Origin of the sequence: Paraburkholderia sp. J76, assembly GCF_905220295.1 — a bacterium.
In the GTDB taxonomy this organism is placed as follows: Bacteria; Pseudomonadota; Gammaproteobacteria; order Burkholderiales; family Burkholderiaceae; genus Paraburkholderia.
Genome location: NZ_CAJMZJ010000004.1, coordinates 377,295 through 394,679 on the forward strand (window position 1 = coordinate 377,295; position 17,385 = coordinate 394,679).

The following is a 17,385-nucleotide window of genomic DNA, read 5'->3' on the forward strand; positions in this document are numbered from 1 at the left end:
GTCGGCGCCCGCTTTGGGCGCGGGCGGCCATTCCCGGCGCGCGAGCGCCCGGCGCACTGTACCATTCACCGCACGCCGCCCGGCGCTGGCCGGGGCGGCGCGCGCGCAAACGAGGACCGGTCGATGCAGCGAATAACACGAAAAACTGGCGGTTGGTGGACGTTGGCGCTTGCCCTGGTGCTGGGCTTATGCATGGCGTGGGCATGGCGCGCTTATGCCGCGCGGGCGGTGAGCGTGTCGCCCCAGGGGACCGTGGCGCAGGTGCGTCAAGTGGTGGTGAAGTTCGACGAAGCCATGGTGGCGTTCGGCGCACCCGATGCGAAAGACCCCGCGCGCCTGCAATGCAGCAGCGCGGCGGCCAGCGCGGGCCAGGGCCGCTGGATCGACGGCAAGACGTGGGCCTACGATTTCGCGGCGGATCTGCCGCCCGACGTGCAGTGCAGCGTCACGCTCGTCGACGGCCTCAAGTCGCAGGCGGGCAACGCAGTTACGGGCTCGTCCCGTTTCACGTTCTCCACAGGCGGTCCGTTTCCAGTGAGCGTGCGGCCCTATGGTGGAGAAATTGAGGAAAACCAGGTATTCGTGCTGAAGCTCAATGGCCCCGCCACGCCGGCTTCCGTGCGCGAACACGTGTGGTGCGAGTCGGGTGGACTCGGCAACCGCATTCCGGTGCAGCCTGTCGATACGGCTACGCGCGCCGCGCTGCTCAAACATTTCCGGCTCGATAAAGAGAGCGCGAGCGTGCTCACGCTCGCCTGCCAGCAAACGCTGCCCGCGAGCGCGAAGATGCAGCTCGTGTACGGAAAGGGCGTGGCAGGACCGAACGGCACGCCCAACGACGTGGAGCGCCGCTTCGATTTCACGGTGCGCGCGCCGTTCACCGCGAGTATGAGTTGCGAGCGCGAGAATGCGAAGGCGCCCTGCACGCCGCTGCGGCCCGTGCGCATCGATCTGAGCGCGCCCATTGCGCGCGCCGACGCGCAGAAGTTCCGTCTGCAAGGACCGAAGGGCGAAGTCGCGCCGACTTTCACGGCCAATGACAAGGACAACGAAGTCAGTTCGATTTCGTTCGCCGCGCCTTTGCCCGACCATGCGGCGCTCACGATCGCCGCGCCCGCCGGCCTCAAGGACGTGAGCGGGCGCGCGCTCGCCAACGCCGATCTTTTCCCGCTGCATACGGCCACCGCGCCGATGCCGCCGCTCGCGAAATTCCCGTCGTCGACCTTCGGCATCATCGAGCGCTATGCGGAGCCGGGCGTGCCGCCGCTCGTGCCGGTCACGCTGCGCAACGTCGAGGCCGATCTGCACGTGCAGGGACTCAACGCGGGCGAGGCGAAGTTCGCCAGACTCGCGGTGCAGTCCGATGCCGACATGCGCCGCTGGATGCGCCTCGTCGATCAATTCGACAGCTACGGCATGAGCGCCGCGTCGATCGACAGGCTGATGCCGGGGCTGCTCGCGCGCGCGAAGTCGCCCGTGGTGATTCCGCGCACGACTGGCGAAGCAGATGACGGGAACGCACGCGTCATCGACGTGCGCTCGCTTTCGCTGCTCGACGGCCAGCCCGGCGTGCAGACGCTCGCGCTGCCCAAAGCCGATCCCAAGGCGTTGCGGCCTTTCGAGGTGGTGGGCATTCCGGTGCCGAAGCCGGGTTTCTACGTGATCGAACTCGCTTCGCCTTCGCTCGGCGCTTCCCTGCTTGGCAAGCCCGCGCCGATGTACGTGCGCACGACCGTACTCGTCACCAATCTCGGCGTGCACTTCAAGCAGGGCCGCGAAAACAGCGTGGTGTGGGTTACGACACTCGACAAGGGCGAGCCGGTGGCGGGCGCCGACGTGCACGTATCGGATTGCAATGGCGAAACGCTCGCCAGGGGAAAAACGGATTCTCATGGACTCCTGATGATCAACGGTCCGCTTTCGAATCGCGGCGATTGCGGCGAAAACAGTTACGGCGGCTTGTTCGTTTCGGCGCGCATCGACGATCCGAAAACGGGCCCCGACATGGCGTTCGTGCAGTCGGACTGGAATCGCGGCATCGAATCGTGGCGTTTCAACGTGCCGACCGACACGAGCATCGAGCCCACGGTGCGCGCGCATACGGTGTTCGACCGCACGCTGCTGCGCGCGGGCGAAACGGTGTCGATGAAACACTTCATCCGCGCGCAGACGATGCATGGCTTCGCCCTCCCGCAGCAGTACCCCACGCGCGTGACGATACGTCATGCGGGCAGCGGGCAGACCTGGCATCTGCCGCTCAATTGGGCCGCCGACCATACGGCGGATTCGACCTTCACGTTGCCGCCCGAAGCGAAGCTTGGCGAATACGATGTATCGCTCGACGACGGCAACGCAAACGCGGGCACGCCAGCCGAAAGCAGCGATGACGCGGACAACAGTGCGGACAACAGCGCCGACACGATCCACATGAGCTACGACAGCGGCAGCTTCCGTGTGGAAGCGTTCCGCCTGCCGGTGCTCAAGGGCACGATCGCCGTGCAAAACGAGAAGACGTCGCCGCTCGTTGCCGCCACGCAGGCGAGCGTCGCGGTGCAGATCGATTATGTGTCGGGCGGCGCGGCGTCGAGTCTGCCGGTGCAGGTTTCGGCGCTCGTGAAGGACACGACGCCGTCGTTCGCAAGCACCTATGGCGATTTCAGTTTCGCGCCGTACGTGAAGGGCAGCCAGGCCGACAACGCGTCCGACGACGAGGAAAGCGGCCCGCAGGAGGACAACGAGGTCGCGAAGCTCGTGGCCGACAAGGAGCCCCTCACGCTCGACCGCAACGGCGCGGGCACGCTCGTGCTGAAGAACCTGCCGGGCGTGGAGGCACCGAGGCGCCTTGCGCTCGAAGCGACCTTCGCGGACCCGAACGGCGAAGTGCAGACCATCAGCGGCGCGGCCACGCTCTGGCCGGCGGCCGTGGCGGCGGGCATCAAGGCCGGGCAGTGGGTTTCGGTGGGCAAGACGGTTCCCGTCACCGCGATTGCGCTCGACCTCCAGGGCAAGCCGCACGCGGGCGTGAAGCTCGAGGTGCGCGGCGTCGCGAAGATCACGACCACTTCGCGCAAGCGCATGGTGGGCGGCTTCTACGCCTACGACAACCACACCGAAACGCGCGATCTCGGCACGCTGTGCAGCGGCACGAGCGACGATCGCGGCTTGCTCACGTGCGACGCGAAGCTCAAGGAAGCGGGCAACATCCAGCTCGTGGCCACGGCGCGCGACGGTGACGGCCATGCGTCCACGGCAACCACCTCGGTCTGGGTCACGCGCGAGGACGAACTCTGGTTCGGCAGCGAAAACACGGACCGGATCGACGTGCTGCCGGAAAAAACGAGCTACGAACCCGGCGAGACCGCGCGCTTCCAGGTGCGCATGCCGTTCCGCTTCGCGACGGCGCTCGTGGCCGTGGAACGCGAGGGCATTATCGAAACGCATGTGGTCCAGATCGACGGGCGCGACCCGACCATCGAACTGAAAGTGAGCGACACGTGGGGGCCGAACGTCTACGTTTCGGTGCTCGCGCTGCGCGGGCGCATTCATGAAGTGCCGTGGTATTCGTTCTTCACGTGGGGCTGGAAAGCGCCGCTCGAATGGGCGCGTGCGTTCTGGTACGAAGGCCGCCAGTACGAGGCGCCCACGCCGCTCGTCGATCTGTCGAAGCCCGCTTTCCGCTATGGTCTCGCGCAAATCCGCGTGGGCGACGCGGCGCACCGCCTTGCCGTGACCGTGACGCCCGACGCGAAACGCTATGCGGTTCGCTCGACGTCGCACGTACAGTTGCGCGTGCAACTTCCGGGCGGCCAGCCGGTGCCCGCGGGTACGCAGATCGCCGTGGCGGCCGTGGATGAAGCGCTGCTCGAACTCATGCCCAACCGTAGCTGGGACTTGCTCGACGCCATGCTGCAGCAGCGCGCCTACGGCGTGGAAACGGCCACGGCGCAGATGGAAATCGTCGGACGCCGCCACTTCGGGCGCAAGGCGGTCCCCGCGGGCGGCGGCGGCGGACGCGGCGCGACGCGCGAACTCTTCGACACGCTTCTCTACTGGAATCCGCGCGTCACGCTCGATGCGAAGGGCATGGCGCAAGTCGACGTGCCGCTGAACGACTCGATCACGCGTTTTCGCATCGTCGCGATCGCGGCGAGCGGAGTCGCGCGCTTCGGCACGGGTAGCGCGAGCATCGAGAGTACGCAAGACCTGCAACTGATCCCGGGCCTGCCGCCGCAGGTGCGCGAGGGCGACACTTTCCGCGCGCAATTCACGCTGCGCAACACGACCCCGCGCGCGATGAAAGTGCTGGTCACGCCTAACGTGCCGCCGCTCGCGCTCGCGGCGCAGACCGTGGAGGTCGCGCCCAACTCGTCGCGCGAGATTGCGTGGACCGTCGCGGTCCCTGACGATCTCGCCGAAGCGCAGCGGCCCGCGCTCGTGTGGAACGTGAACGCGGCGGAGCAGGGCGGCCCGCATGCCGCGGACGCGGTGAAGCTCGCGCAACAGGTGAGCGCGGCGATACCCGTGACGGTGCAGCAGGCCACGCTCGCACAGGTGGACGGCACGCTGTCGATTCCCGTCGCGCCGCCGGCCAATGCGAGCGCGACGCATGCAGGCGCCGTGCGCGGCGGCATTGCGGTGTCGCTGCAGCCGAAGCTCGCGGACGGCCTGCCTGGCGTGCGCCGCTGGCTCACGCGCTATCCGTATTCCTGCCTCGAGCAGCAGACGTCGACTGCAATCGGTCTGCGCGACGCCGCCCGCTGGCAGGCGGAGCTTGCGCGCATGCCGGTGTATCTGGATCGCGACGGCCTCGCGAACTATTTCCCGCCCGCCGACGACAGCGCGAGCCGTGGCAGCACCGCGCTCACCGCGTATCTGCTCACGGCGAGCGACGAGGCGTCGAAGCTCGACCCGCGCTTCGCGCTTCCCGACGCCTTGCGCAGCCGCATGGTGGAAGGCCTCACGCGTTTCGTGGAAGGCCGTATCGAGCGCGACTCGTGGGCACCGCGCCGCGACCTCGATCTGCGCAAGCTCGCCGCCATCGACGCGCTTTCGCGCTACGGCGCGGCGAACGCACGCCAGTTCGGCTCCATCGAAATCGCGCCGAACCAGTGGCCCACTTCGGCGGTGATCGACTACGCGGAAAGTCTCGCGCGCATGCGCGACGTACCGGATCGCGCGGAGAAGCTGGCGCAGCTCGATCAGATCCTGCGTGCGCGTCTCACGTGGCAGGGCACGCAGCTTACGTTCTCCACCGCAGCCGAAGACGACTTGTGGTGGCTCATGACGGGCAGCGAAGTCAACGCGGCGCGCCTCGCGCTGGCGTTTGTCGATAACCCGGCGTGGAAGGAGGAAATGCCGCGGCTCGTGGCGGGGCTGCTAGCGATGCAACGCAACGGCGCATGGAGTACGACAACGGCGAACGCCTATGGGTCGCTCGCGGTCGAGCGCTTTTCGCGTGCGTTCGAGCGCGATCCGGTGACGGGCGCGACGAAGCTCCAGCTTGGCGATAGCTCTCTCCTCGTCGATTGGAACGCCGCAGCGCAACCGGCGTCGAGCGCGAGCGGCGCCACGGCGGCGACGCGAAACGCGCCTGCGCGCAGCACGCTGCTCGCATGGCCGGCGCAGAACGGCGCCGCGACCCTCACGCTGACTCAGGAGGGAACCGGCAAACCTTGGGCCACCGTGGAAAGCCTCGCGGCGGTCGCGCTGCGCGCGCCGTTCGCGGCGGGCTATCGCATCGCGAAGACCGTCACGCCGGTGAGCGCCGCGGTGAAGGGCGTGTACTCGCGCGGCGACGTCGTGCGCGTGCGTCTGGACATCGACGCGCAGACCGACATGACGTGGGTCGTGGTGAACGATCCGGTTCCCGCGGGCGCGACGATTCTCGGTTCAGGGCTCGGGCGCGATTCGGCCGTGGCGACGCAGGGCGAGAAGCAGGACGAGAACGGCCCGTGGCCCGCATTCATCGAGCGCGGCTTCGACGGTTATCGCGCGTATTACGAGTTCCTGCCGAAGGGCAAGATTTCGGTGGAGTACACAGTGCGCCTGAACAACGTCGGCACGTTCGGAATGCCGCCCACGCGCGTCGAGGCGCTTTACGCGCCGGCCACGTTCGGCGTCGCGCCGAATGCCGCCGTGGTCGTGAAGGCGGCGCAATGAACGGCGCGATCGCGCTGCGGCATCGCACGAGGAAGGCGCTCGGCGTTGCCGCGCTGTGCGTCGTGCTGATGCCGCTGCCCGCGTTCGCACTGCCGGCTTTCGACGACGTGCGCGGGCAGTGGCAAAGCTCCGACTGGGTGCTGCTCGCGCGCGACGGCACGCCGCTGCAGCGCACGCGCGTGGAGCACAGCGCGAGGCGCGGCGACTGGATTGCGCTTGCCGATGTCTCGCCTGCGCTACGCGAGGCGATCGTTGTTTCGGAGGACAAACGATTCTACGAACACAGCGGCGTGGACTGGCGCGGGGCGGCTGCGGCGGCGTGGGGGAATCTGTGGAATACGCGCACGCGTGGCGCATCCACGGTCACGATGCAGCTTACGGGCCTGCTCGACGACGACCCGAAGCATTCCGGCCAACGCTCGCTCGCGCAAAAGGCCGTGCAAGCCGTGGACGCGCTGCGGCTCGAACGCAGTTGGCGCAAGGACCAGATTCTCGAAGCGTATTTGAACCTCGTGCCGTTTCGGGGCGAAACGGTAGGGCTTTCCGCGCTTTCGCAGACGTTGTTGGGCAAGGCGCCATCGGGGCTCGACGAACGCGAATCGGCCGTTGCCGCCGCGCTGATCCGCGCGCCCAATGCGCCTTATACGAAGGTCGCCGCGCGCGCGTGCCGCATTCTGCGCGACATGCACGCCGCGAATGCCGCGAATGCCGCGAATGCCAATAGCGGCTGCCCGAATCTAGACGCCTTCGTGCAGATGGCCTTCGCGCGCCCGGCCATCGCCGCCGACGATCCCTCGTTCGACAGCCGCAGCGAAGACTCGCCGCAGCTTGCGCCGCACTTCGCACGCCAGATCGCGAACGCCGTGCATCCCGCGCCCGGCATGCGCGTGCGCTCGACGCTCGACGCGAACCTGCAACGCTATGCGCGCGACACGCTCACGCGCACGCTCATCGAACTCAATGCGCGCGCGCACCCGCGCAACGTGCAGGACGGCGCGGTGGTCGTGCTCGACAACGCAACGGGCGAAGTTCTCGCGTGGGTCGGGTCGTCAGGAGGCCTGTCGAAAGCGCGCGAGGTCGATGCGGCGCTCGCGCTGCGCCAGGCGGGCTCGACGCTCAAGCCGTTTCTCTATGCCGAGGCCATCGACGAGCGCCGCGTGACGACCGCCTCGCTGCTCGACGACGCGCCGCTCGATCTCGCGGCAGGCGGCGGCCTCTACATGCCGCAGAACTACGACAAAGGCTTCAAGGGCTGGGTGAGCGTGCGTACCGCGCTCGGCTCGTCGCTGAACGTGCCGGCCGTGCGTACGCTCGTGATGGTCACGCCGCACCGTTTCGCGAGGACGCTCACGGCGCTCGGTCTGCCGCTCACGCAAGCGGGCGATTACTACGGCTTCAGCCTCGCGCTGGGCAGCGCGGATGTGAGCCTCGTCACGCTCACGAATGCGTACCGCGCACTGGCAAACGGCGGCGTGGCGAGCCCGATCGCCGAAGTGCCTGCGCCCGCGAAGGCCGCATCGAACAGCGCCTCGAATAGCGCAACGAATAGCGCAACGAAGCGCGTATTCAGCCGCGAGTCCGCGTTCATCGTCACCGACGTGCTCGCCGACAACAATGCGCGCACGCGAACTTTCGATTTCGACAGTCCGCTCGACACGCGCATGTTTTCCGCGGTCAAGACGGGCACGAGCAAGGACATGCGCGACAACTGGACCGTCGGCTTCACGTCGCGCTATACGGTGGGCGTGTGGGTCGGCAACGCCGATGGCTCGCCCATGTGGGACGTTTCCGGCGTGAGCGGCGCGGCGCCGGTATGGGCCGCCGTTGTCGGCTATCTGCATTGGCGCGTGCCGAGCGTCGCGCCTGCCGCGCCGCCTGGCGTCGAGCGCGTGCGCGTGCAGTTCGCCGATGCCGTGGAGCCTGCGCGCAACGAGTGGTTCATCGCGGGAACGGCTACGCCGCTAGTCGGCCTGGCGTCGAATGCAGCCGATCTCGCGCGCGGGCCCGCGCAGATAGGCAGCCCCGTGGACGGCACGATCTTCGCGCTCGATCCCGACATTCCCGCGCAGCGTCAGCGCGTCTGGTTCGAACGCGCGACGGGTTCCAGCGCGCGCGTGAACTGGCGGCTGGACGGCAAGGCATTGGGCGGCGCGGCGCGCGTGGCGTGGCTGCCCTGGCCGGGCAAGCACACGCTCGAACTTGTCGATGCGCGAGGGCAGGTGACCGATACGGTGCGCTTCGAGGTACGCGGCGCGACGGCAAAGCCGCAGAAGTCCATGCGCGCCGACGCCGCGCAAGGCGGCATGGCGCACTGAACCACGGCGCCACGCAACCACGCACCATGAAGCGGTTTAATTCGCGGGCGTAGGCTCGGCCTGGGCCCCTTGCGCCCCTTGCTGACGCAGCGTTTGCTGATTCCCTTCCCAGCCGCCGCCCAGCGCGAGGAACAGGCGCACCTGGTCGAGCGCGACCTGCCCTTCGGCTGCGGCCACCTGCGCATGCGCGCTGGTAAGCGTGCGCGTGGCGTCGAGATCGGAGAGGAACGCTTCGCGGCCCGCCGCATAGAGGCGATGCGTTTCGTCCGCCGACTGCTGCGCGGACTTGTAGGCCGTGCGCAGCGAATCGGCGCGCTGATCGTCGGCGGCGTAGGTCGCGAGGCTCGACTGCGTTTCGCGCAGCGCGTTGAGCACCACGCCGTCGAAATGCGCTAGCGCGCCGCCCGTCGCGGCCTCCGCTGCGCGCACGCGGGCGCGCTGGCCGTTGGCGGGGAAGGTCCAGTTGATCAGGGGTCCGAACGACCAGGCGTTGGTCGCCGGGGTGAACAGATCGCTCGTCAGGCCGATCGTGCCCACGCCCGCGCCGAACGTGATGTCGGGGTACATCTGCGCGACTGCCACGCCGATGCGCGCCGTCGACGCCGCAAGCTGGCGCTCGGCCTCGCGCACGTCGGGGCGGCGCTTGAGAAGCGCGGCGCCGTCGCCCACGGGAATCGGCTGCTTGAGCCTGGGCAGGCGGTTGCACGCGAGCGCGGCGGGCGGCAGGTCTTTGGGCGCGCGCGCGAGCAGCATGGCGAGCTGATACTGGGCCACGCGGCGGCGTCCCTCGAAGCGCGGGATATCGGCGGCGAGCGTGTCGGCCTGGGTTTGCCCGCGCGTCACATCGGGCTGGTTGCCGCGGCCCGCGTCGCGCAGCCGTTTCGCGAGCGCCACGCGTTGTTTCTGCAGCTTGAGCGATTCCTGCGCGATCTCCAGTTCCTCGGCGGCCGAGCACGATTCCACGTAAGCCTGCGCCACGTTGGCGACCACGGTGATGCGCGCTAGATCGGCGGCGGCTTGCACGGCCGCGTCGTCGGCGTTCGCGGCTTCCACGCCGCGCCGCAGTTTGCCGAACAGATCGAATTCGTACGACACGTTAATGCCGAGATCGCCCAAAGTCGCGACGGGCACCTTCTCGAACAGCAGATACTGCTCGCCCGACACCTGCGCGCGCTCGACGGCGGCATGCGCGCTGCCCGAAAAACCGCCCTGCGCGTTGGCGACGTCGACCGCCGCGCGCGAACGCGCGAGATTGGCGGCCGCCACGCGCAGGTCCGCGTTCGACGCCAGCGCTTCCTGCACGAGTTCGTTGAGTGTGGGGTCGTCGTAGAGTTGCCACCAGTTCGCGGGCACGCCCTGTTGCGAGACGGGCGCACGGTCCGCGCCTTCGATCGGTCCTTGCGCGAGCGGTGCATTGATCGCGGCTTCCTGCGGCACGTGGTAATCCGGTCCGAGCGTGATGCACGCGCCCAGCGCGAGCGTGAGCGGCGTAACGGCGAGGTTGGGCCAAACGCTGCGCCAGAGACTGCGGCGTGTCATTGCGAAGCTCCGGCGGGCTGTGAAGCGGGCTGCGAAGCCGGCTCTGAAGCGACCGCGCCGCTTGCGCCGTTCGCGCCGTTCGCACGTGTTGCCGCGCGGTCGTCGGCCGCAGCGGTGCGCACGGCCACCGTTGCCGTGCGGCCCGCGATCATGCGGAAATCGGCGGGCACTTCGTCGAGCGCCACGCGCACCGGAATGCGCTGCGCAAGGCGCACCCAGCTAAACGCGGGATTCACGTTGGGCAGCAGGTTCGGGGCCGCCTGGCGGTCGCGGTCCTCGATTGCCGCGACGATGCTTTGCACATGACCGCGCAGCGGACGCGACTCGCCCATCACCGTGATCTCCACGGGTTGGCCGATCTGAATGCCGTGCAGGCGCGTTTCCTCGAAGTAGCCGTCCACGCGGAACGAATGCATGTCCACCACGGCGACCACCGCGCGGCCCGCCGTGACGTACTCGCCAACACGCGGCGCGCGGTCGTTCAAATAGCCGTCCACGGGGCTCACGATCGTCGTGCGCTGAAGATTGAGCTTTGCGGTGTCGACCTGGACCTGCGCGTCGGCAGCCGCGGCTTCGCCTTGATCGACGCGCGTGCGGCTTTCTTCCAGCGATTCCGCCGCCACGAGATTGCCTAGCGCGATATTGCGCGCGTATTCGCGCTTTGCCTGCGCGAGCGTGGCCTTGCGCTGCTCGAGCGCGGCCTGGGCGAGACGCAGCGCGAGCGTGTAGCGCGCCTGGTCGATCACGAACAGCACCTGGCCCTGCTTGACCTGCTGGTTGTCGACGACGTTGACGCCGGTGATGAGGCCGCCCACGTCGGGCGCGACCTGGATCACGTCGGCGCGCACGCGGCCGTCGCGCGTCCACGGCGAGAACATGTAGTAGTTGACGATGCGCCACAACACGAGGGCGGCGACCACGACGACGATGAGCGTCAGCAGGATCTGTCCTGCGGAGAACCAGGTTTTTTTCACGTTTGCGTTAATTCACGAAGCGATGCGACACGATGACGACGGCAGCCAGCACAAAGACATAAATGCCGAGATCGAAAATGGAACGATGCCACACGAGCCGGTAAAAGCCGACGCGCGTGAGCACCTTGCCGATCACGACGTTGATGAGGTACGCAATCAGCATCAACACAAGCACGGCTGGCACGAACACGCCAAAAATATCGATTTCGCCGATCATGATGCGGGTTTCGAAAAAGGATAAAAGGGCTGCGCGCTCATACCGTGGCCTCCGGGTTGGACGGCGACTGCGCCGACATGGCCGGATAGAGCGCGAGCCGCATGCCCACTAGCGCGTGCAGCGTGTTGCTCAACCAGCGCTGCGAAACCAGCGCACGCGGCGCGGGTTGCGCAGCGGCGTCGGCATCGGTGGCGGCGGCGGGCGGCAGTTGCGCGCGCGCGTGAGCCGCGACGCGGCGCATGGCGTCGTCGATGTTCTCGCGCAGCGCGGGCGGCGCTTCCTGGCGCACGCTTTCGCGCGCGCAACGCGCGTAGTGGTCGCTCACGCCGGCGAGCACGCGGTCGATCGCATCGGTCACGTCGCGGTCGAGCCTGCGCAGCGAGCGGCGCAAATCGAGCGCATTGAGCGCGATGCGCAAGTCGCGAAAGCTTTCGACCGACGGATGGCGATGCTCGTCGGAGGCAGCGAGACGCGGAATGATCTGCATGAGCCGGTCGAGCATGCGCGAGGTGAGATTGCGCTGATCCGCGATGGGCGTGGGCGAGGCCGAGAGCGCGACATCGCTCCAGCTCGATCGCAACAGGCGCTTCGCCGCGAGTTCGGCGCCGAACGGGCGTGTTGCGCGCGTCCACAGGTAGGCGAACAGCAGGCCCGCCACGCCGGCGATGTTGCTGTTGAGGAACACGAGGAAGTCGGCCTCGTAGGCGCTTTGCACGCTGATGAAGGTCGCCGTGTTCACGGCCACGAGCATCGTCACCATATTGAACGCCGGGCGTGGAATGAGTGTGCCGATCAGGATGAAGGGCCCCGCGAACAGCAGCACGAGCATGGCGAAATCGTGCACCTTGGGCAGCACGACGAACACGTACAGGCCCGCGAATACCACGCTTGCCGCCGTGGCGAGGAAGAACCGGAAAACGAGGGGCGCGGGCTCGTCGGTGGCCGCGAAGAAGCAGCAGGCCACGGCCGCGAGCGTCACCGCGCCCGCGCCGTCGTGCCAGCCCGAACTCACCCACAGCCAGCAGGCCACGAGAATCGCGCCCACGGGCACGAGGCACGAGAACAGCATGAGGCCGCGGTCGTAGAAGCGCTCCGTGCCGCCCAGCCGCCAGTGGCGATAGCGCGGCCGCCAGTCGCCGCCCGCTTCGTGCGCGATGAGCGCGCGCAGCGCGCGGCAGTCCTGCCATACGTCGATCACCTGGCCGAGGCGCCAGAGCGCGTTGGAGAGCAAGGCGCCTTGCCAGTTTGCGAGCGCGTCGCGCGCGGGCTGCAGCGCCGCGATGCGCCTGCGCAGGCTGTCCGCGGTCGCGTCGCCCATGTCGTCGTGCATGTCGGCCGCGCGCGTGGGCAGCGGCTCGCCGAACCAGCGGGCCGCATCGTCCAGCAGAGCGTCGAGGCCTTCGGGCCACACGTGCAGGTCGCGGCGCAGCGCGATGAGCGGATCGGCGAGCGCGGAAATCATCGGCAGAAAGAGCAGCATGCGCCCGCGCAGCGATTCGGCGCGCGCGAGGATTTCGGGGTGCGTATGGTCGTAGCTCAACTGGCTCAGCAGGAATTCGAGCTGGTTCACCGCGGCCGCCATGCGCTGGCGGCAGGCCGAAAGCGCATTACCCACGATATGGCCCGAGAGCGTTTCGCTGCCGTACCAGGCGGCGTCGCGGAACCACGCGTCGGCGCGTTCGATCAGCGTGGGGGCGAGGCGGCTCGGCAAAATGGTGCTGCCCACCACGCTCGCGCAAATGATGCCGAGCGTGATTTCCTGCGTGCGCGCGATGGCCACGTCGAAGATCGTGGTGGGATCGGTCACGGTGGGCAGTGCGATGAGCGGCATGGTGTAGCCCGCGAGCATGAACACATAACTGCGCGCGGTGCGGTCCGAGATCGCCAGATAGAGCAGCGTGCCGGTCCATGTGGCGACGATCGCGCTGAAAAGCAGCGGTGTTTCCACAAAGGGCGGCACGAGCAGGATCGCCGCGGCCGCGCCGAGCGCCGTGCCGAGCGCGCGGTAAAGCGCCTTCGAGCGCGTGGCGCCCACGAAGGGGTTCGAAACGATGTACACGCTCGCCATCGCCCAGTAGGGGCGCGGCAACTGGAAAACGAGCGCGAGATAAAGCGCGAGCATCGACGCGGCGAAGGTCTTGACCGAAAAGAGCCAGTCGCGGATGGAGGGGTAGGTCATGGGTCCGCTTTGTGCTTTCAGTCGTGTAAGGCCCGGTCAGCCTGATCTGCGGGCGTGCCCGCATTGAACGCATTGAGCACGCGCAGCGTCGCTTCGAGATCGGCGCGGCTCACGCCCTTGAGCACGCGCGCGCGCAGCGAGCGCAGTTCGTCCTCCATGCGTTCGGTCACGGCGTGGCCTTCGCGCGTCAGCGAAATCGTTTTGGCGCGGCGGTCTTCGGGGTCCTCGTCGCGGCGCACGAGGCCGGCGGCGCAAAGCTGGTCGAGCAGGCGCACGAGCGAAGGGCCTTCAATGCCCACGTGCTCCGCGAGCGTCACCTGGCGCACGGCTTCGCCAAGGCGGCCGGCGGTGAGAAGGGGCGCCGCGCACGCTTCGGAAACGTTGTAGGCGGTGAGAGCGCCATGCGTGGTGCGCCGCCATTTGCGCGCCGCCACGACGAGCGTGCTGCTGACCGCAAGGCGTAAGGTATGAAGATTCGACATCGGCGGATGATAGCCCAAAGCGATTCGATAGCAAACTATCTTTCTCTTTCGCGGCGCCACGACTCGGATGGTAGGCGAGTCGCGGGAGGGCTGCTTTCTATCTGGTGCGCGGTGATGCGCGGGGCCAACAGTGCGGGCGCTTTGCGGTAGTGGTTCGCGGTGTTTGTCTTTAGGCGCTTAACGATTAATCCAGCCCGCGAGCAGCCCAGGTAGCTTGACCATGTCGGTGAACACCTGCGCGACGCCCACTTCACGCAGCGCCTGCGCGCTGCTATGGCCGGGCTCGGCCGGGCTGTAGCCGAACACGGTGGCGCCCGCGGCGAGGCCGGCTCGCGCGCCCGTGACCGTGTCCTCGATCACGGCGCAGCGGCCCGCTTCCACGCCCAGACCGGCCGCCGCCGCGAGATAGACGTCGGGATGCGGCTTGCTGCGCGGCGTTTCGTGGCCGCTATAGATGTGTCCGTCGAAGCAGTCGAGCAGGTTCACCTTGCGCAGTTGAAGCTCGACCTTGCGCCTGTCCGCCCCGGAGGCGACGGCGATGCGCCCGTTCATTGCCGCGTGCACCGCGCGCACGGCCGCGCCCGCGCCCGGAATCTCGACGAGATCGCGCTCCAGCGCCTCGTTGCGGCGCGCGCGAAAGCCTTCGAGCCAGGCGTCGGTCATCGCGAAGCCGGTATGCGCCTCGATGCGCGCGGCTTCGTCTTTCACGGCCTTGCCGACGAAAATGCCCATGGCTTCGTCCACGGAGAGCGTCCAGCCGAGTTCGCCCAGCATCTGCGTGAGCACGACGTGCGTAATGCGTTCCGAGTCGACGAGAACGCCGTCGCAGTCGAAGAGAATGGCGTCGAAGGGGATGGAGGACATCGGTTGCCTGCGGTTGTTTTCAGTTGCCTGCGATTGCGCGTGCTTGCCCGTGTTTGCCCGTGTTTGCGCGGCCGCCAGGGGCGGCGCGCAGCGGGATTGCGCACGCAAGACCGCGATGATAACCGGGCTCGCATTTGTGCGGGCTTTTCGCGGGCAAAGGACGGAGGCAGGCGGGGCGGTCCATGGCGGGCCGCCCCCGCAATGGGATCGCCTCAACGGGGTTCGATGACGATGCGGCGCCAGCCGCCCATGCGTTCGTCCGCGACGATGCGGCCCGCGGCCGCGGCCGCGGCCACGCTACGCGTTTCGCTTGCGGGCAAGAGGATTTCCGCTGAACTGTGCTCACCAGGCATGGACCCGGTCGCCTCGACGGCAAGCGTGAGCGTGTTCGCGTCGCCTTGCGCGCAGACGCTCCACTCGCCGAACGCCCCGTGCCGCCACGCCTCGGTTTCGCCGTCGTCTTCCACGTAGCGGCGGCACAAGCGCTCGCCGCCCGCGAAAGGCACGACGATGAATGCGCGCCGGTCGGCGCGATGCCCGAACCGCTGCTCGGCGACGTTCAGCGCGATCACGCTGCCTTCGCGCACCAGCATGACGGGCCGGTCCCACGGCGCGGGCAGCGTCACGCTCTGGCCGCCCTCGAATGGCTCGCCGCTCCAGTAGCAGGTCCAGCGCGCCCCGGCCGGAAGCCACACCTCGCGCTCGGTTTGCCCCGGCTCGACCACGGGCGCCGCGAGCAGCGAAGCGCCGACCATCATGTCGTCGCATTCGGCGTAGCAGCGCGCGTCGTCGGGAAACTCGGCGAAAGTCGGGCGCAGCACGGGCTCGTAGTGCATCGTCGAGTCCCAGAGCAACTGGTACAGATAAGGCAGCAGCCGGTAGCGCAGCTTGAGCAGCGCCGAAACCTGGGACGTGCACTGCGGGTGCATCCACGGTTCGTTGACCGTGCCGTCGTCGTTCCAGGAGTGAATGGAAAAGCGCGGCATCCACACGCCGAACTGTATCCAGCGCAGGAACAGCTCCGGCTCGGGCGCGGGCCCCGAAAATCCGCCGATATCGTGGCCGATGTTCGACACGCCGGAAAGCGCCAGCCCCAGGCCCATTTTCAGGTTGTAGCGCAGCGTTTCCCAGGAGGTGGAGTTGTCGCCCGACCAGGTCTGCACGTAGCGATGCATACCCACGCCACCGGAGCGCGAGACGAGGAAGGGGCGCGTATTGGGCGCGTGCTCGCGCTGTGCGTCTCGCGAGGCGCGCATCATCAGCAACGTTTGCAGGACCTTCGTTTCGCGCGCGGGCCACGGCGTGCCGAAACCGTGGGCCATGGCGCCAGGCGACCAGATCTCGAACTCGTTGTTGTCGTTCCACGTAGCGGCGATGCCGTGGCGCAGCAGTGTGTCTTTCACGTGCGCTTTCCACCAGCGCACCGCGGCCGGGTTCGTGAAGTCGAGATACGCGCCCGCGTCGTCCCAAAACTGCACCCACGCCGGTTCGCCGTTGCGGTCCTCGATCAGCAAGCGCTCGCGTGCGGCCTGCTCGAACTCCGGATGATCGCGCAGCAAGCACGGTTTGATATTCGCGCACAGCTTGACGCCATTTTCCAGGTAGTCCTGAACGAAGCGCGGTATGTCGGGAAACTTGTCGTGATTCCAGTTGAACACATAGCGCTTCGCACCGATCGACGTATAGCCCGAGGACAGGTGAAACGAATCGCAAAGCATATCGTGCTCGCGGCAACGCTCGAGGAATTCGCCCATGCGGTGCTGCGCGTCGGGCGCGTCGGTATAGCTCATGGTCGAGCCCGAGTAGCCGAGGCCCCACTTCGGCATGAGCGCCGGGCGGCCCGTGAGCCACGTGAAGCGCCGCACGGCCGCAAGCGGCGTTTGCGGCGAGGCGATGAAGTAGTAGTCGAGATCGCCGTGATCGGCAACGAAGTGGCGGTAGGGGCCGTGATAGTTGTCCAGCTCGCGGCCCATATCGAAGGTGCAGTCCGCGAGGGTGTCGTAAAAGAGGCCGAAACCAAGGCGCGTTTCGCGTTGCCAGGTCAGGTAAAACGGAATGTGCTTGTAGAGCGGATCGGTCGTTTTCGCGCTGTAGCCCATCGCATCGACATTGGTCATGCGGTAGCTCTGGTTCGCGCGGTCGAGCGAACCGGCGCGTTCGCCTAGCCCCAGATACATTTCGCCCGGCTGGCGGCGCACGTAATGGTAGACGCGTTCGTCCCACCAGCCGAAGTTATAGGCCTGCGTCGCGCGGTCCTCCAGCACGCGGTGCCATCGGCCGTCGCGATACATCTCCCAGGTGCAGCGGCCGCCCGCCAGTGCGATGGTAAGACGGACCTGTGAAGTCTCGACGCGGATCTCGTCCGGATTCGAAAGGAGACCGAACGAAGGCAGCGCGAAGCCGGTCGCATCGAGCCGGTCCCGGCCTTCGTACGGAACGTCGTCGAGCCCCGGCGCGATGGCCCACGTGCGCGGCCCATGCGCGCGGCCATCCGGCAACACGCGTACGCGCACGATGTCTTCTTCGAGCACGAACACGTCGATCGTGGCGCCTTGCGCGCTTTCGAGGCGCAGGTGGTGCCCGTCGTGCTTCGCGAGCCTGAAGCTGGGGGGATGGAGGAGCGTCGTCATGGTTATTCCTTGTTTGTCGTGTCGTG

General features: G+C 67.7%; 9 protein-coding genes. 2 read left to right on the forward strand and 7 right to left on the reverse strand.

All coding sequences use genetic code 11. The features are described from left to right. The first annotated feature begins 123 nt into the window (after window positions 1-123). Together U5768_RS10880 and pbpC are read left to right on the forward strand one after the other, a co-directional pair. Window positions 124-6,159, forward strand: coding sequence for an MG2 domain-containing protein (locus U5768_RS10880; protein ID WP_415913878.1), 6,036 nt, complete (start codon window positions 124-126; stop codon window positions 6,157-6,159). A gap of 68 nt (window positions 6,160-6,227) precedes the next feature. After that, window positions 6,228-8,474 carry a penicillin-binding protein 1C gene (pbpC, locus tag U5768_RS10885; protein WP_322030481.1) on the forward strand — a complete coding sequence of 749 codons (2,247 nt, stop codon included), beginning with the start codon at window positions 6,228-6,230 and terminating at the stop codon, window positions 8,472-8,474. 36 nt (window positions 8,475-8,510) lie between these two features. Here the strand turns inward: pbpC and U5768_RS10890 are convergent, their stop codons facing one another. The 7 genes from U5768_RS10890 to U5768_RS10920 form a co-directional block, all read right to left on the reverse strand. Next, window positions 8,511-10,013, reverse strand: a complete 1,503-nt coding sequence (locus tag U5768_RS10890; protein ID WP_322030389.1) for an efflux transporter outer membrane subunit — start codon at window positions 10,011-10,013, stop codon at window positions 8,511-8,513. Then, complete coding sequence (locus U5768_RS10895; RefSeq protein ID WP_322030390.1) at window positions 10,010-10,987, reverse strand: HlyD family secretion protein; 978 nt, start codon at window positions 10,985-10,987, stop codon at window positions 10,010-10,012. The genes U5768_RS10890 and U5768_RS10895 overlap by 4 nt, the downstream gene beginning before the upstream one ends. 7 nt (window positions 10,988-10,994) lie before the next feature. Further along, window positions 10,995-11,204, reverse strand: coding sequence for a DUF1656 domain-containing protein (locus U5768_RS10900; RefSeq protein WP_322030391.1), 210 nt, complete (start codon window positions 11,202-11,204; stop codon window positions 10,995-10,997). Between the two features lie 37 nt (window positions 11,205-11,241). Next, window positions 11,242-13,383 (reverse strand): FUSC family protein, encoded by a 2,142-nt coding sequence (locus tag U5768_RS10905; protein WP_322030392.1) that lies wholly within the window; start codon window positions 13,381-13,383, stop codon window positions 11,242-11,244. A gap of 17 nt (window positions 13,384-13,400) precedes the next feature. Next, window positions 13,401-13,865, reverse strand: a complete 465-nt coding sequence (locus U5768_RS10910) for a MarR family winged helix-turn-helix transcriptional regulator (protein ID WP_322030393.1) — start codon at window positions 13,863-13,865, stop codon at window positions 13,401-13,403. A 177-nt stretch (window positions 13,866-14,042) separates the two neighbouring features. Then, complete coding sequence (locus U5768_RS10915; RefSeq protein WP_322030394.1) at window positions 14,043-14,729, reverse strand: HAD family phosphatase; 687 nt, start codon at window positions 14,727-14,729, stop codon at window positions 14,043-14,045. A 212-nt stretch (window positions 14,730-14,941) separates the two neighbouring features. Then, complete coding sequence (locus U5768_RS10920; protein WP_322030395.1) at window positions 14,942-17,359, reverse strand: glycoside hydrolase family 31 protein; 2,418 nt, start codon at window positions 17,357-17,359, stop codon at window positions 14,942-14,944. Between the last annotated feature and the right edge of the window lie 26 nt (window positions 17,360-17,385).

Bases quoted from the DNA above. Each gene is read 5' to 3' on its own strand.
- U5768_RS10880 (WP_415913878.1), top strand. From the start codon at position 124: ATGCAGCGAATAACACGAAAAACTGGCGGTTGGTGGACGTTGGCGCTT.
- pbpC (WP_322030481.1), top strand. From the start codon at position 6,228: ATGCCGCTGCCCGCGTTCGCACTGCCGGCTTTCGACGACGTGCGCGGG.
- U5768_RS10890 (WP_322030389.1), bottom strand. From the start codon at position 10,013: ATGACACGCCGCAGTCTCTGGCGCAGCGTTTGGCCCAACCTCGCCGTT.
- U5768_RS10900 (WP_322030391.1), bottom strand. From the start codon at position 11,204: ATGATCGGCGAAATCGATATTTTTGGCGTGTTCGTGCCAGCCGTGCTT.
- U5768_RS10905 (WP_322030392.1), bottom strand. From the start codon at position 13,383: ATGACCTACCCCTCCATCCGCGACTGGCTCTTTTCGGTCAAGACCTTC.
- U5768_RS10910 (WP_322030393.1), bottom strand. From the start codon at position 13,865: ATGTCGAATCTTCATACCTTACGCCTTGCGGTCAGCAGCACGCTCGTC.
- U5768_RS10915 (WP_322030394.1), bottom strand. From the start codon at position 14,729: ATGTCCTCCATCCCCTTCGACGCCATTCTCTTCGACTGCGACGGCGTT.
- U5768_RS10920 (WP_322030395.1), bottom strand. From the start codon at position 17,359: ATGACGACGCTCCTCCATCCCCCCAGCTTCAGGCTCGCGAAGCACGAC.